Annotated in this window: 13 protein-coding genes; 11 read left to right on the top strand and 2 right to left on the bottom strand. The window is 59.2% G+C overall.

The features are described 5' to 3' along the window. Positions 1-786 carry a cyclase family protein gene (locus QVF11_RS13760; RefSeq protein WP_112216720.1) on the top strand — a complete coding sequence of 262 codons (786 nt, stop codon included), beginning with the start codon at positions 1-3 and terminating at the stop codon, positions 784-786. Between the two features lie 79 nt (positions 787-865). Here the strand turns inward: QVF11_RS13760 and QVF11_RS13755 are convergent, their stop codons facing one another. Next, positions 866-1,873: an AraC family transcriptional regulator gene (locus QVF11_RS13755; RefSeq protein WP_112216719.1), complete on the bottom strand. Its 1,008-nt coding sequence runs from the start codon at positions 1,871-1,873 to the stop codon at positions 866-868. A 333-nt stretch (positions 1,874-2,206) separates the two neighbouring features. Here QVF11_RS13755 and QVF11_RS13750 point away from each other — a divergent pair, with 333 nt between their 5' ends. The 10 genes from QVF11_RS13750 (at position 2,207) to QVF11_RS13705 (ending at position 14,502) form a co-directional block, all read left to right on the top strand. Then, the gene (locus QVF11_RS13750; RefSeq protein WP_287857504.1) at positions 2,207-3,487 is read left to right on the top strand and encodes an MFS transporter; all 1,281 of its coding nucleotides are present in this window, start codon (positions 2,207-2,209) and stop codon (positions 3,485-3,487) included. Between the two features lie 317 nt (positions 3,488-3,804). Beyond that, on the top strand, positions 3,805-5,979 hold the full coding sequence (locus QVF11_RS13745) for an indolepyruvate ferredoxin oxidoreductase subunit alpha (protein ID WP_287857502.1): 2,175 nt from the start codon (positions 3,805-3,807) through the stop codon (positions 5,977-5,979). A gap of 11 nt (positions 5,980-5,990) precedes the next feature. Then, complete coding sequence (locus QVF11_RS13740; protein ID WP_142514502.1) at positions 5,991-7,478, top strand: indolepyruvate oxidoreductase subunit beta family protein; 1,488 nt, start codon at positions 5,991-5,993, stop codon at positions 7,476-7,478. A gap of 9 nt (positions 7,479-7,487) precedes the next feature. Continuing rightward, positions 7,488-7,913: an acyl-CoA thioesterase gene (locus QVF11_RS13735; RefSeq protein ID WP_112216715.1), complete on the top strand. Its 426-nt coding sequence runs from the start codon at positions 7,488-7,490 to the stop codon at positions 7,911-7,913. Continuing rightward, positions 7,910-10,207 carry a bifunctional salicylyl-CoA 5-hydroxylase/oxidoreductase gene (locus QVF11_RS13730; RefSeq protein ID WP_287857499.1) on the top strand — a complete coding sequence of 766 codons (2,298 nt, stop codon included), beginning with the start codon at positions 7,910-7,912 and terminating at the stop codon, positions 10,205-10,207. Before QVF11_RS13735 ends, QVF11_RS13730 begins: the two co-directional genes overlap by 4 nt. Continuing rightward, positions 10,204-11,334 carry a cupin domain-containing protein gene (locus QVF11_RS13725; protein ID WP_287857497.1) on the top strand — a complete coding sequence of 377 codons (1,131 nt, stop codon included), beginning with the start codon at positions 10,204-10,206 and terminating at the stop codon, positions 11,332-11,334. The genes QVF11_RS13730 and QVF11_RS13725 overlap by 4 nt, the downstream gene beginning before the upstream one ends. After that, positions 11,334-12,245 carry a fumarylacetoacetate hydrolase family protein gene (locus QVF11_RS13720; RefSeq protein ID WP_287857495.1) on the top strand — a complete coding sequence of 304 codons (912 nt, stop codon included), beginning with the start codon at positions 11,334-11,336 and terminating at the stop codon, positions 12,243-12,245. Before QVF11_RS13725 ends, QVF11_RS13720 begins: the two co-directional genes overlap by 1 nt. A 14-nt stretch (positions 12,246-12,259) precedes the next feature. Further along, positions 12,260-13,288: a carbon-nitrogen hydrolase family protein gene (locus tag QVF11_RS13715; protein ID WP_112216711.1), complete on the top strand. Its 1,029-nt coding sequence runs from the start codon at positions 12,260-12,262 to the stop codon at positions 13,286-13,288. Continuing rightward, complete coding sequence (locus tag QVF11_RS13710) at positions 13,288-14,043, top strand: maleate cis-trans isomerase family protein (protein WP_142514507.1); 756 nt, start codon at positions 13,288-13,290, stop codon at positions 14,041-14,043. The genes QVF11_RS13715 and QVF11_RS13710 overlap by 1 nt, the downstream gene beginning before the upstream one ends. 15 nt (positions 14,044-14,058) lie before the next feature. Continuing rightward, positions 14,059-14,502: a MarR family winged helix-turn-helix transcriptional regulator gene (locus tag QVF11_RS13705; RefSeq protein ID WP_110274398.1), complete on the top strand. Its 444-nt coding sequence runs from the start codon at positions 14,059-14,061 to the stop codon at positions 14,500-14,502. A gap of 50 nt (positions 14,503-14,552) precedes the next feature. Here the strand turns inward: QVF11_RS13705 and fbp are convergent, their stop codons facing one another. Continuing rightward, positions 14,553-15,551 (bottom strand): class 1 fructose-bisphosphatase, encoded by a 999-nt coding sequence (fbp, locus tag QVF11_RS13700; RefSeq protein ID WP_110274397.1) that lies wholly within the window; start codon positions 15,549-15,551, stop codon positions 14,553-14,555. Between the last annotated feature and the right edge of the window lie 154 nt (positions 15,552-15,705).

The following is a 15,705-nucleotide window of genomic DNA, read 5'->3' as shown; positions in this document are numbered from 1 at the left end:
ATGAACAAAGCATTGCTGACTGAATTTTCTGAGGGGATCGCTCAGGGCGCGATCCGGATTGTCGATTTAACACAAACGCTGAGCGAACGCTTCCCGACGCTGCAGCTGCCGCCACAGTTCGGCCAGGCCTGGGGCTTTAAAAAAGAGACCATTTCCCACTACGATGAAAATGGCCCCGGTTGGTACTGGAACAACTTTACCTGTAGCGAACACACCGGCACTCACTTTGATGCGCCGGCGCACTGGGTGAGCGGTCGTGAGCATCATGAAAATACCGTTGATACCATCAACCCTGCGGCGTTCATCGGCCCGGCGGTGGTGGTGGATGCCAGCCGCGAAGTAGCGGAAAATCCGGACTGGATCTTGTCGGTAGATTACCTGGAAAGCTGGGAAAAACAGCACGGTAAGATCCCGGAAGGCGCCTGGGTGCTGTTCCGTACTGACTGGTCGAAAAAGGCCGACGACGCTGGGGCGTTTCTCAATATGCGCGACGACGGCGCCCACACGCCAGGCCCCGCGCAGGCAACCGTCGAATGGCTGATTGAAGCGCGCAACGTACGTGGCTTTGGCGTGGAAACTATTAACACCGATGCCGGGCAATCCTACGCCTGGCCGGTGCCCTATCCCTGCCATACCCTGATGCACGGCGCTAATAAATATGGCCTGCAATGCCTGACCAACCTCGATCAATTACCGACGCGCGGTGCGGTGATTATCGCGGCCCCGCTCAAAATTGAGCAGGGTTCCGGTAGCCCGTTACGCGTACTGGCGCTGGTTAGCGAATAACTTCAACACAAATACACTAAGTCATTCGAGTTGCAGGACAAAACGCATCTGCAACTTGAAGTACGACGTGTATTGCCGGTCAGCGCTTACGCATGCTCTGACTGGGCGTCTCACCAAAGCGTGCTCTGTACTCGGCGCTAAAGCGCCCCATATGGGCAAATCCCCAGCGCAGCGCAGCGCCTGTCACGTTGTTTACCTCGCCGGAAAGCAGCTCGGCGCGCACCCGCTCCATACGGGTATCCCGCAGATATTGCATTGGGCTGACGCCAAGAAAGTTTTTAAACCCCGCATACAGTCCACGCAGGCTAACGCCGCCAATCCCCGCCAGTGCTTCCGCGCTCAGCGTTTCGTGCGCGTGGGCGTGAATGTACTCTTGCACGCGGCGGACGTGGGCCGGGCGAATGCTGGAACGCTTGCTGTCAGCGGGTTGGCGATAGTTATGCTGGTGGCTATTGAGCAACGTGGTGGCCACCAGTTGCTCCATCTGCTGGCGAATCAGACGGTGTTTTTCCAGGTCCAGCCCCTGGCTGGCGCACTCCAGCAGATAACCAATGAGCGCACACCACGCCGGGTTCTCCTGCCAGCGGAACGCGGTCTCGAAGCGCAGCGGTTCGTTCAGCGGCTGGCCAAGCTGGCCGACCAGCATGTTCTCCAGCAGCGAGCGGGAGATGCGCAGCAGAAACTGATCGTTGCCCGGCTCCCAGCGCATGCGGGTGACGTCTTCCGGGTTAATCACCGTGGCCAGTTGCGGACCGGATAGGATCTCCTGACCTTCGCTCACCACTGTGGCGCTACCGTGCAGCGGCATCTGCACCAGAAAAAAATCCTTCATCAGGCACGGCGCGATATCCACCCGCGAGCTATAGCGCAGGCGGTTAAGTGAGATTTCACCCATCGGAATGTGGTGCATCCGCACGTCGGCGCGCGCGCCGCGATCGACCAGATCCACCTGGCAAGGTTTGAAGATCCGTCCTACGACGGCACCTGCTTGCTCCAGCGTGGCGGAGGTAAACAGCAGGTTGGCGGACGAATTGAGATGACTAAGCGCGGCGGACAGACGCGGTGAGACGATATCGTTGATCAACATAACAGACTCCTCGTGGAGACGACGTAAAGGTGAAACGTCCTGCCTGTTGTTGATTGCTGGCCGTCATACGCGAACGCGTTGCTTTAATCAACATTCCACTAACAACTTGCTAACGCATACACGTTAACTGGAATTCAGAAGTTATGTCAGAGCAAATTCCGATAACGAGAGATGGATCGCGCAGATTTTGTTATCGCTGCGGGCGGCGAAATGCCATTTTGCGCGGTGATTATCCGGCTTGTGCAGATATAACTGCTGGCAGATGGAGGGAGGATTGATCCTTTGCGCCACTTTTCTTATCGCTGATGGTGTGTCCACTAACCGGAGTTTGCCATGACCATTGCGATGACAAAGAGTGCGGTGCGTCCGTACGCCGTGACCCGCCGGGTATTACTGGTGTGCTGGTTGAGTATTTTATTTGAAGGCTATGACGTTGGCGTGATGGGAGCGGTGCTTTCCAGTATGGCGGAAGACGCTGGCTGGGGGCTGACGCCGCTGGAGCTGGGGGCGCTCAGTAGCTACGCGCTGGTGGGAATGTTCTTCGGCGCATTCGCTGCCGGTTCACTGAGCGAACGCATCGGGCGGCGGCGGATGCTGCTGTTGTGCGTCGGGCTGTTTTCGATTTCGATGATAGCCACCACCTGGGCGCCGACGCCGCTGCTGTTCGGCGTGGCGCGTTTTGTTGGAGGGCTGGGGCTGGGCGGGGTGATTCCTGTGGCGGCGGCGCTAACCGTAGAATATTCGCCGCCGGAGCGGCGCAGCTACAACTACGGGATTATGTATTCTGGCTATTCGCTGGGCATTCTGTGCTCGGCGCTGGTGGCGATGTGGCTGATTCCCCACTTCGGCTGGCGCAGCGTGATTGGCGTGGGCGCCCTGCCGCTGCTGGTGCTGTGGCCGATGTCGCGCCTGCTGCCGGAGTCGCTAGAGTATCTGGTCAGCCGTGGGCGAATGATTGAGGCGCGTGAGCTGTCATCGCGTCTCGGCGTTCCGCTGCCGCAAGCGGAAACGCCGCGCCCGCAGCTGGAGGGCTGGCGTAAAACCGGCAGCCTGCTGTTCTCGGGTGACTATCTGCGCGCCACGGCCTGCTTCTGGGTCGCCTTATTCTGCGGCATGTTGCTGGTCTATGGTCTCAACACCTGGCTGCCGAGCATCATGCGCAAAAGCGGCTATGCGCTGGGGCCAAGCCTGCTGTTTTTGGTGGTGTTTAGCCTCGCCTCGGCGGTGGGCGGCTTGTTCCTCGGGCGCATTGCCGATCGTATCGGCGCGAAACGGGCGGTGGCGCTTTCTTACCTCGTGGGCGGCGCGGGTATTTGCGCGCTGATGTTCCCGCACTCGCTGCCGGTCAATATTCTGCTGACCGCGCTGGCAGGTGTCGGCAGTATTTCTGCATCGCTTATCTTGACCGGCTATCTGGCGACCTGGTATCCAGGCAACAGCCGCGCGGCGGCCACCGGTTGGGCGCTGAGCTTTGCGCGTATCGGCGCGATGAGCGGGCCACTGTTTGGCGCGTGGATAGCCAGCAGTGGGCTATCTCTGTCGTGGAACTTTGGCGCGTTTGCGCTGGTGTCGCTGGTCGCGGCGCTGACGGTGATGTTGCTACCGAAGCGGTAGGATGCCGGAAATCAGAAGAACGATAATCTTTTAAATTACGGTGCGTTAACCCTCTCTCTTAAAAAGGAGAGGGGCGCACCGAGCTGAGATATTCATGTTCAGCACACCTCAATCCAGCACCCAACGGTTCCTTCGCCCCTTTTGGGAGAGGGCCAGGGTGAGGGGATGCGTACCAATCCCCCCATTTTTATCCCCGTTCTGCAATCGCTATCCATCTTCCGCACAAATGACAATTCCATGACAAATCATGGATTGCCCCTCCTTCGCACGTTGCTTACAAGTTAATCAGACCAAATTGAAATGAAAGTGAGGTTGTGATGGCTGAACGTTCGTTTGTTGAAGAGGTAAAGAAACTGACTTTACCGGCAGGTTCTGTATTTAGCGGCGAAGGTATTCTGGCCGTCACTAAAGCGCTGCTGGAATCCGGCGTCTCCTACGTGGCCGGCTATCAGGGCGCGCCTATTTCCCACTTGATGGACGTGCTGGCCGATGCCCAGCCGATCCTCGACGAGTATGGCATTCGCTTTGAAAACAGCGCCAGCGAAGCTACCGCGGCGGCGACGCTGGCGGCGTCGGTCAACTACCCGCTGCGCGGCGCGGTGACCTTCAAGGCGACGGTTGGCACCAACGTGGCTTCCGACGCGCTGGCCAACCTCTCCTCCGGCGGCGTGCTGGGCGGAGCGTTGATTATCGTCGGCGAAGACTACGGCGAAGGTTCATCAATCATGCAGGAGCGCAGCCATGCTTTCGCCATGAAATCACAAATGTGGCTGCTCGACCCGCGCCCGAACCTGCCGTGTATCGTGCAGGCGGTGAAGGATGGCTTTGAACTGTCCGAGGCCAGCAACACCCCGGTGATGCTGCAAATGCGCATCCGTTCCTGTCACGTTCACGGTCAGTTTGTCACCTCGGAAAACCGCGCTCCGGCGTTTACGGTGAAACAGGCGCTGGAAAATCCCCAGCGCGACGTCAACCGCATCGTGCTGCCGCCCGCCAGCTTCCTGCATGAAAAAGAGAAGGTTCATCAGCGCTGGCCTGCGGCGGTGCGCTTCATTCGCGAACGTCGCCTGAACGAGTTCTTCTCCTCCGACGCCGACGATATCGGCATCGTGCTGCAGGGCGGCAACTACAACACGTTGATTCGCGCCCTTAACCAGCAGGATCTGGCCGACGTGTTTGGCAACAGCAAAATCCCGCTGTACGTGATGAACGTCGCCTACCCGCTGGTGGACGAAGAGTTGGACGAGTTCTGCCGCAACAAGCGCGCGGTGCTGGTGCTGGAAGAGGGGCAGCCGAACTTCGTTGAGCAGAATATTGCTAACATCCTGCGCCAGAAGGGGCTGAGTACCAAACTGCACGGCAAAGACCTGTTACCGCTTGCTGGCGAGTACAACACCGCCACCGTGCTGGCGGGGCTGCGCGCCTTCTTCGAACGTTACGATCGTCTGGCGCCGGATGCCCTGGCTGCCGCGCGCCAGGTGCGCATTCCGCTGGCCAACGTGATGCCGGATGTCGTCAACGCCGCGCCGCCTGCGCTGGCTGATGCGATTCACGCTCGCCCGCCAGGGTTTTGTACCGGCTGCCCGGAGCGGCCGATTTTTACCGCCATGAAGCTGATTGAGCGCGAGCTTGGCCCGCACCACATCAGCGCCGACATCGGCTGCCATCTGTTCTCGATTCTGCCGCCGTTTAATCTCGGTAATACCACCATGGGCTACGGTCTGGGCGGCGCGGGAGCGGCGGCGCTCAATAGCAAAGACGGCAAGCGCGCCATCTCGGTGATGGGCGACGGCGGTTTCTGGCACAACGGTCTGACCAGCGGCATCGCCAACAGCGTATTTAACCAGAGCAACAACCTGACCATTGTGGTCGACAACAGCTACACCTCAGCCACTGGCGGTCAGGACATTCTGTCGTCCACCGCGCAAAACGCCACCCGCAGTACAGGCCACGCTATTGAGCAGGCGGTGAAGGGCGTTGGCGTGAAATGGGTGAAAACGGTGCGTCGCACCTATGACCTGAAAACCATGACCGCTACTCTGCGCGACGCCTTAACCAGCAAAACGCCGGGTCCGAAGGTGCTGATTGCCCAGAGCGAATGCATGCTCAACCGCCAGCGCCGTGAAAAGCAGCAGGTGCGTAAAGCGCTGGAGAGCGGCAAACGCGTGGTGGCGGAGCGCTTCGGCGTGGATAGCGACACCTGTACCGGCGACCACTCTTGCATTCGTCTTTCCGGCTGTCCGTCACTGTCGATTAAACCGAACCCGGATCCACTGCGTACCGACCCGGTCGCAACGGTGATCAACAGCTGTGTCGGCTGCGGCCTGTGCGGCGAAGTGTCGCATGCCGCCGTGTTGTGCCCCTCGTTTTATCGGGCGCGCATCGTCACCCATCCGGGGCGCAGTGAACGCTGGAGAGAGGCGATTCGTCGTCCATTAATCAACTGGTTACAGCGCCGGAACGCCCGTCGCCTGGCCCGCGTTAGCCTGTAAGGAGCACTCAGATGCCGAAAGTACAGCCCATCAAAATCGCCATTCTGGCGATGGGCGGGGAAGGGGGCGGCGTGCTAGCCGACTGGATTGTCAACCTGGGCGAAGAGAACGGCTATTTCGCCCAGACCACCTCGGTACCGGGCGTGGCGCAACGTACCGGCTCCACCATCTATTACGTCGAGCTGTTTCCGGGTCTGCACGAGCTGGATAAACCGCCGGTGCTGGCGTTGATGCCGATGCCGGGCGACGTAGACGTGGTGCTGGCCTCCGAGCTGATGGAGGCCGGGCGCGCGGTGCAGCGCGGGTTAGTGACGCAGCAGCGCACTACGCTTATAGCCTCCACCCACCGCGTTTACTCCATTGGTGAAAAAACGGCGATGGGCGACGGTCGTGTGAATAACACCACGTTGATCGACCACGCCAGCAGCGCCGCGCGCAAATTTATCCGCTTCGACATGGCGAAAACGGCGGAAGAGAGCCGCAGCGTAATTAGCGCCGTACTCTTTGGCGCGCTGTGCGGTTCCGGCGTGCTGCCGTTTAACCAGCAGCAGTTTGAAGAAACCATTACCCGCGGCGGCGTAGGGGTGAAAACCAGCCTTGTCGCCTTCGCCCAGGGGGTGATGAACACCCGTCTGGAAGAGGCGGAACCGGCAGTGGTTACTACTCAGGCGCCCCAGCCTTCCAATGCGAAAGTGGCGGCGTTGCTGACGCGCATCCATCAGGAACTGCCGGAAAGCGCACAGCCGACTGCCATTGAAGGCGTGCGCCGCCTGTTGGATTACCAGGATGTGGCCTGGGCGGCGAACTATCTCGATCGTCTGGCCGCGCTCGCCGCACAGCCCGGCGGTAACGATGAGCTGCTGCTGCGTGAAGCTGCACGACATCTGGCTATCTGGATGTCGTGGGAAGACACCATTCGCGTGGCGGATCTGAAGATTCGCGGCAGCCGCTTTGAGCGTATCCGCAGCGACGTGAAACTGCAGGATAACCAGCATCTGAGTATCAACGAATACATGCACCCACGGCTGGAGGAGATCTGCGAAACCCTGCCCACCGGGCTGGGGCGCTGGCTGCAACAGCCGGGCTTTTGTCAGCGCCTGTTGAGTAATGCCACACGCAAAGGACGCGTGGTAACCACCAGCTCGCTGCGTGGCTACCTGCTGCTGTGGACGCTGGCGCACTGGCGTCGCGGGCGTCGCCTGACCCTGCGCTACCAGCTGGAAACGGCGCGTATTGATGAATGGCTGCAATACGTTATCCGCGCGGCGGCGTTCAACCCGGCGCTGGCGCTGGAGATTGTGCAGTGTCAGCGGCTGGTGAAAGGTTATGGCGACACCCACGCCCGCGGGTTACGTAATTACCAGACGTTAATCGGCATTGTGGAACGCCACGATTGTCGTCTGCCGCCCGCCACTTTGCGCGAGCTGCGCGATGCGGCGCTGGCGGATGAACATGGCGATAAATTGCGCGAGTGCCAGGTGCGCCTGGCGCTGAACTAAGGAGCTTTTATGAGTGCTACAACCTTTACCCAGCCGCACCGCATTCGTTTTGCCGAGTGCGATCCGGCGGGGATTGTTTTCTATCCGCAATATTTCGTGATGTTCAACAACCTGCTGGAAGCATGGGTTGATTCGCTGCTGCCGTATGGTTTTGCCGGTTTTATCGGCGAGCGCCGCTTCGGCATGCCGACGGTGCACCTGGACGCAGATTTTAAAGCCGTCAGTCGTATGGGCGACGACGTCATTCTCCAGTTGGAAGTGATTCACATTGGTTCGCGCTCGCTGAAGCTGGCGCTGAACTGTACCAGCCTTGAAGGCGAGCAGCGCATGCAGGTCACCCAGACGCTGGTGACGACCTCCCTTGAAACCCATCGTTCTATCGATATCCCGGCTGAGCTGCTGGCCGCGTTGCAATCATCAGGAGAGAGTCTATGAACATTGTGTGTATCGGCGGCGGTCCGGCGGGGCTTTACTTTGCCCTACTGATGAAGCTGCAAAACCCGGCCAACAACATCGTGGTGGTGGAGCGTAACCGCCCGTACGACACTTTCGGTTGGGGCGTGGTCTTCTCCGACGCTACGCTGGAAAATTTGCGCCAGGCCGACCCGGTGAGCGCCGAGCAGATTGCCCAGCAGTTCAACCGCTGGGACGATATCGAAATTCACTTTAAGGATTCGGTAAACCGCAGCGGCGGTCACGGCTTTATCGGCATTGGCCGTAAAAAGCTGCTCAACATTTTGCAGGAGCGTTGTCAGTCGCTCGGCGTTGAACTGGTGTTCGACACCCTGGTGGAGGACGAGCAGACGCAGATTGAACGTTATCAGGCGGATCTGGTGATCGCCTCCGACGGTATTAACAGCCGTATTCGCAGCCGCTATCAGCAGCAGTTTCAGCCGGATATCGACAACCGTCAGTGTCGTTTTGTCTGGCTGGGCACGCGCAAAGTATTTGAAGCCTTTACCTTTTTATTTGCCGAATCGCCGCACGGCTGGTTCCAGGTACATGCCTACCAGTTCGAGCCGGGGTTATCGACCTTTATTATCGAAACCACCGAAGAGACGTGGAAAGCAGCCGGGTTGGATGAGATGAGCCAGGAAGAGGGCATCGCTTACTGCGAGAAGCTATTCGCCCCGTGGCTGGACGGCCTGCCGCTGATGTCCAACGCGGCCCACCTGCGCGGCGCGGCAATCTGGATCCGCTTCCCGCGGGTGATTTGCGAGAACTGGGTGCACTGGATTGAACATCAGAAGAAGCCAGTACCGCTGGTGCTGATGGGCGATGCCGCTCACACCGCCCACTTCTCGATTGGTTCCGGCACAAAGTTAGCGCTGGAAGATGCTATCGAACTGGCTAACAGCTTACAGCACACCAGTGGCGACCTGCATCGCGGCCTCGACCACTATCAGGCGGTGCGCAGCGTCGAGGTGCTGAAAATTCAGAACGCGGCGCGCAACTCCACCGAGTGGTTCGAGAATGTCGCCCGCTACGAAAATTTTCCCCCGCAGCAGTTTGCCTACTCGCTGCTGACCCGCTCCCAGCGTATCTCTCACGAGAACCTGCGCCTGCGCGATCCGCAGTGGTTAAATCAATATGAGCAGTGGCTGGCGAAAGCGCCGGGCGTGCCGCCGATCCTCACGCCATATCAGGTACGCGGCGTGACGCTGAAAAACCGCACCGTGATTTCGCCGGTGTTGCTCTACCAGGCGAAAGAGGGCGTGCCGGGTATGTTCCACCTGATGCATCTGGGCAGCCGCGCCGTCGGCGGGGCGGGGCTGGTCATGACCGAAATGACCGCCGTGTCGCCGCAGGGGCGCATCACTCCCGGTTGTCCGGGGCTGTGGAACGACGAGCAGGTGCTTGCCTGGCGGCAGGTGACCGATTTTGTCCATCAAAATAGCGGTGCCAGCATTGGTGTACAGCTGGGGCACGCAGGGCGTCGCGGTTCCACCCAGCGTGGGGATGAGAAGCCGGATCACCCGTTGGCGCAGGGCAACTGGCCGCTAATTTCCGCCTCGCCGCTGCCGTACCGTCCTGGCGTGTCTCAGGTGCCGGAGGAAGTGACGGCTGAACAGCTTGATGCGGTGATTGCCGAGTTTGTCGCGGCGACGCGTCGCGCGGCTAAAGCCGGGTTTGACTGGCTGGAAATTCAGGCGGCGCACGGCGTGCTGCTGTCGAGCTTTATCTCGCCGTTGACCAACCAGCGCCAGGATGAATATGGCGGTTCGCTGGAAAACCGTCTGCGCTTCCCTCTGGCGGTGTTCCGCGCGGTGCGGGAAGTGTGGCCGCAGCATTTACCTATTTCGGTGCGTATCTCCGCGACCGACTGGGTGGAAGGGGGGACTACGGTGGACGAGGCGGTAGAGATAGCCCGCCGTTTGCGCGAAGCGGGCGTGGACATGATCACCTGCTCCTCCGGCGAAGTTTCTGTCGATCAAAAACCGGTGTATGGCCGTATGTTCCAGACGCCGATGGCCGACCGTCTGCGCAATGAAGGCGGCGTTGCCACCATGGCGGTGGGCGCGATTAGCGATGCGGATCAGGTGAACAGCATTATCGCTTCCGGGCGTGCCGATCTGTGCGCCATTGGCCGCCCTGCGCTGGCGGATGCTAACTGGTTACAGCGCGAATGCGCCCGCTATGGTTGGAGTCAGGTGGCCTGGCATCCGGCCTATCACTATGGCCGCGATTTGTTGCAGCGTGCGTTACATCCACAGGAGAAATCAGCATGAAATATGACGACTTTCGTGAAAGCACCGCCGGTCGCGCGGACGTAGAAGATACCCCGGAGCTGGTGGCCTACTACCAGCAGCTCTCGGAGCTGAAAACCGGCGCGCTATGGACGGTGGCGAACAAAATCGAACCATGGCAGCCGAAATCGTCTTCCGTGCCGGTGCTGTGGCGCTATCAGGATCTGCGCGAGCACGTGCTGCGTTCGGTGGAACTGGTCACTCCGCAGAAAGCCGGACGGCGGGTGATTTACCTCAATAATCCGGGCCGCCAGGACGTGGCGGCGGCGGTGGGCTGGCTGTACTCCGGGCTTCAGGTGATGCACCCCGGCGAAGCCGCCTCGGCGCACGCGCACTCTTCATCGGCGCTGCGCTTCATTATGGAAGGGCGTGGGGCTTACACCATCGTCGACGGTCACAAGATGCCGCTAGAGGCCAACGACTTTGTGCTGACGCCGAACGGCACCTGGCATGAACACGGCGTGGAAGCGGATGGTTTGCCCTGCATCTGGCAGGACGGGCTGGATATTCCGCTGGTCAACGCGATGGAGGCCGGGTTCTACAAGGTACACCCGGATATGCATCAGCAGGTCACCGCGCCGGTTGATGACCGTGTGGCGCTGTGGGCCGCCGCCGCTCTGCGCCCGCACAACGTCGGTTGGGATAAACCCTATTCGCCGCTGTTTAAGTACCAGTGGCAGCCGACCTATGAAGCGTTGTGCCGCGCGGCGAAGGTCAGCGACGGCTCGCCGTTTGACGATGTGCTGATGCACTACACCAACCCGGTGACCGGTGGCCATGTGATGCCGACCATCGGCGCCAGTATGCAGCGCCTGCGGCCCGGATTTGTCGGCAAGGCACACCGCCATACCGGCAGCTTTATGTACCAGGTGGCGAAGGGTAAAGGCTACTCGATTATCGACGGGCAGCGCTTTGACTGGCAGGAGCGCGATATTTTCTGCGTGCCGTCCTGGGCCTTCCATGAGCACGTCAACCTGTCGCAAACCGATGATGCGTGCCTTTTCTGTTTCAACGACTTGCCCGTGATGCAGTCGCTCAGCCTCTATTACGAGGACGCGCTGCTGGACAACGATGGTCAGCAAAAAATAGTGTCTGAGGAGAAAAAATAATGCGCCTGATTACCTACCGTAGCAACGTCAACGCCGCGTCCCGTCTGGGCGCAATCGTCGGGGATTATGTGGTGGATTTAGCCAGGCTGGCGCAGTACCGCAGCCAGTCGTTACCGGACAACATGCTGGATTTTATCGACCTTGGTCCGTCGGCGGTGGAGGCAGGAAGGGAACTGCTGAACGCCTGTGAGGGTAACTGGCCGGTCGGCTGTGCCCAGCCGCTGGTCAACGTGAAAGTGCTGGCGCCGATCCCGCGTCCGCGCAAAAACATCTTCGGCATCGGCCTGAACTATGTTGAGCACGTGGCGGAGTCTAGCCGCACGCTGGACACCTCCAAAGATCTGCCGAAAGAGCCGGTGATTTTCTCCAAGCCGCCGACCTCGGTGATTGGCCCGGATGATGCCATTGAACACAACGCGCAGATCACCCAGCAGTTGGACTGGGAAGTGGAGCTGGCGGTGATTATCGGCTCGCGCGCCAAACGCGTTAGCGAAGCGCAGGCGTTGAACTATGTCTTCGGCTACAGCCTGATGATCGACATGAGCGCCCGCGACTGCCGCCGCGCCGGGCAGTGGATTTACTCAAAAGGTCAGGACACCTACGCGCCGTTCGGGCCGTGTATTGTCACCGCTGATGAGATTCCGGATCCGCACAATCTCAACCTCAGCCTGCGCGTGAACGGCGTCACCAAACAAAGCTCCAACACCCGCCACATGCTGTTCAAAGTACCAACGCTGATTGCCGACATCAGCAAAGGGATCACCCTCGAGCCGGGTGACATTATCGCCACCGGCACGCCGGAAGGCGTTGGCGCGGGCCGCAGCCCGCAGGAGTGGGTCTGGCCGGGCGATGTGATTGACGCCGAAGTGGAGTTTATCGGCAAGCTGCGCCACCCGGTTGTGGCGGTGTAAGAGGAGAACGATTGATGCTGGAATTAGCCAAATTTACCGCCGCAGCCGTACAGGCCTCGCCGGTGTTTCTCGACACTGACGCCACCGTTGATAAAGCCTGCCGCCTGATTGCCGAAGCGGCAAGCAACGGCGCGAAGCTGGTGGCCTTCCCGGAAGTGTTTATCGCCGGTTATCCGTACTGGAGCTGGGTGATGAACCCGGTGGAAGGCAGCCCGTGGTTTGAAAAGCTGTGCCGTAGCGCGATTGAAGTTCCCGGGCCGGAGATTCGTAAAATCGCCCAGGCTGCCGCGCGCCATAAGGTGAACGTGGTGATTGGCGTCAACGAGCGCCATCCGCAGAGTATCGCCACGCTCTATAACACGCTGGTGACCATCAACGACGAAGGCAAAATTATTGGCCGCCATCGCAAACTGGTGCCGACCTGGGCGGAAAAACTGACGTGGGCCAACGGCGACGCGTCGTCGCTGCGAGTGCACAAAACCAGCATCGGCCCGCTGGGGGCGCTGGCCTGCGGCGAGAACACCAACACGCTGGCACGCTTCTCGCTGCTGGCGCAGGGCGAGCTGGTGCACGTGGCCAGCTATATCGCGCTGCCGGTGGCGCCGAAGGATTACGACATGGCGGAGGCTATTCGCCTGCGCGCCTCGGCGCACTGCTTTGAGGGCAAGGTGTTTACAGTGATCGCTTGTTCGACCGTTAGCGAAGAGATCGTTGAGGCAATGGCACAAACCCATCCCGAAGCGCGTGAATTGCTGGCGCGGCCGAATAGCGCCTTCTCCGGGGTGATTGGCCCGGACGGACGCGTAGTGGGCGAACCGCTGATTGATAAAGAAGGCATCGTCTACGCCGAGATTGACCTCAACCGCTGTATTCAGCCGCGGCAGATGCACGACATCACCGGCCACTATAACCGTTTCGATATTTTTGATTTACAGGTCAACCGTCGCGCCCAGAACGCGGCGACCTTCCATGACTCCGTTGAGAGTTCACTGGATTTTAGCGGCCAGAATGAAGCGGCGGAGCCGTTCCAGGAGCAAAACTAATGCAGACTTCACGCCATTTCCGTATTGGCCAGATTGTACCGTCGTCGAACACCACCATGGAGACGGAGATCCCGGCGATCCTGCGCGCCAGAGAGGCGATCGCCCCGGAGCGTTTTACCTTCCACTCCAGCCGGATGCGCATGAAGAAGGTGTCAAAAGAGGAATTGTCGGCGATGGATGCGGACAGCGATCGCTGCGCGCTGGAACTGTCCGACGCCGCTGTGGACGTGCTGGGCTACGCGTGCCTGGTGGCCATCATGAGTATGGGTAAAGGCTACCACCGCATTTCCGAAGAGCGTCTGCACGCGCGGACCGTGGAAAACGGCCATCCGTCGCCAGTGATTACCAGCGCGGGCGCGCTAGTGGAAGGGTTACAGGCGATTGGCGCGAAGCGGGTATCGATCCTCACGCCGTATATGAAGCCGCTGACGCAACTGGTGATCGACTACATTGAAAATGAAGGGATCGAAGTGGTGGATAGCCTGTCGCTGGAGATCCCGGATAACCTCGAAGTGGGCCGCCAGAATCCGCTGGCACCGGTTGAGCTGACTAAAAAGCTCAATACCAATGTTGATGCGATTGTCGCCTCGGCCTGTGTTCAGATGCCGTCGCTGCCCTCTATCCAACTGATCGAGGATCGCGTGGGACTGCCGGTGATCTCGTCGTCCGTCGCCACCACCTGGATGATGCTCAACCGTCTGCGCCTGGATACCAGGGTGCCGGGCTTTGGTTCGCTGCTGTCCGGGCGCTATTAACCGCAGGAGGTACCGATGTCAGGTTCACCGACATTCATTAACAGCTATTTACCGGCGCTGCTGGGGCAAGCGTGGCTGGTGGTGTCATCGGAGTTCCACACGGTAGTGGAGGCGCGCGGCTTCTCGGTGCTGGAGTGGCGCGTGCTGTCAGTGCTGGAAGGCAATGGGCCGACCAGCGTCAGCGAGCTGGCGTTAAAAACGGTGAGCAAGCAGCCGACCATTACCCGACTGCTGCATCGGCTGGAGAAACAGCAACAGGTTGAACGCTGTGAAAGCCAGAGCGGCGATCGGCGGCAGAGTTGGGTGACGGTGACGGAGGAAGGGCGTCGGCTGGTGCGCGAGCTGAACACTGAGGCTGCGCGCTTTGAAGAGAGCGTGCTAAGTGAGTTGGGGGAGGCGCGCAGCGCGGTACTGAAGAATACGTTGCAGACGTTGATTCAGCGCTATAGCGTGGCGTGATTTGGGGCTAACCCTCTCCCCACAGGGGAGAGGGGGTATCTTCGAGCTGATTACGCGTCCGGGAACTCTTTAATTAAGTTCTCAACGTCTTCAACCATATGGTTGTTGCCGACGAAGAAGGAACGGCGCTGGTGCAGGCTTTCCGGGATGATATCCAGAATGCGCTCTTTACCGTCGCTGGCCTTGCCGCCCGCCTGTTCCGCAAGGAACGCCATCGGGTTGCATTCGTACAGCAGACGTAGCTTACCATCCGGGTGGCTGGCGGTGCTTGGGTAAAGATAGATGCCGCCTTTGAGCAGGTTGCGGTGGAAATCCGCCACCAGAGAGCCGATATAGCGCGAGGTGTACGGGCGCTGGGTTCCGATATCTTCTTCCTGGCAATATTTAATGTACTTCTTCACACCCATCGGGAACTTGATGTAGTTACCTTCGTTGATGGAGTAGGTGTTGCCCTTTTCCGGGAAGCGCATGCGCTCCTGGGACAGGCAGAAGACGCCAAGAGACGGGTCATAGGTGAAGGCGTGAACGCCGCAGCCTGTGGTATAGACCAACATGGTCGATGAACCATAAACCACATAGCCTGCAGCGACCTGTTTGCTGCCCGGTTGCAGAAAATCTTCTTCGGTAACAGGTGTACCTACCGGCGTGACGCGGCGGTAGATAGAGAAAATCGTTCCGACGGAGACGTTAACGTCGATGTTAGAAGATCCATCCAGAGGGTCCATCAGCACCACGTATTTAGCGTGCTCACATCCTTCAAAGACGACAATTTCATCTTCTTCTTCGGAGGCGATCCCGGCGACAATATCGCGTGCTTTCAGTGCTGCTTTTAATTTTTCATTAGCAAACAGGTCGAGTTTTTGCTGCACCTCGCCCTGAACGTTTTCAGCACCGCTGGCACCCAGGATATCGACCAGACCGGCCTTGTTGATATCGCGGTGGATGATCTTGGCGCCTAACTTTATTGCCGATAATAACGAAGTCAGCTCGCCAGTCGCGTGAGAGAATTCGTGCTGCTTTTCGACAATAAATTCACCTAACGTTTTCATAACCCGTTCCCTGCATGTTTATGTGAAGTAAAACGAACGCAACAATCTTAACAAAGAATAAAAAATCTCGCACAGGTGAATCGCGCCAGCAAAATACGGATTCGCCTGAAATGCATTTCTTTCCCCCCCCACATCCCGGTAAACTGTGCTTCAG

Source organism: Klebsiella sp. (assembly GCF_027492335.1).
Taxonomy (GTDB): domain Bacteria; phylum Pseudomonadota; class Gammaproteobacteria; order Enterobacterales; family Enterobacteriaceae; genus Klebsiella; species Klebsiella huaxiensis.
Note: the sequence above shows the minus strand (reverse complement) of the source record. Positions and strands in the feature narration are given on the sequence as shown.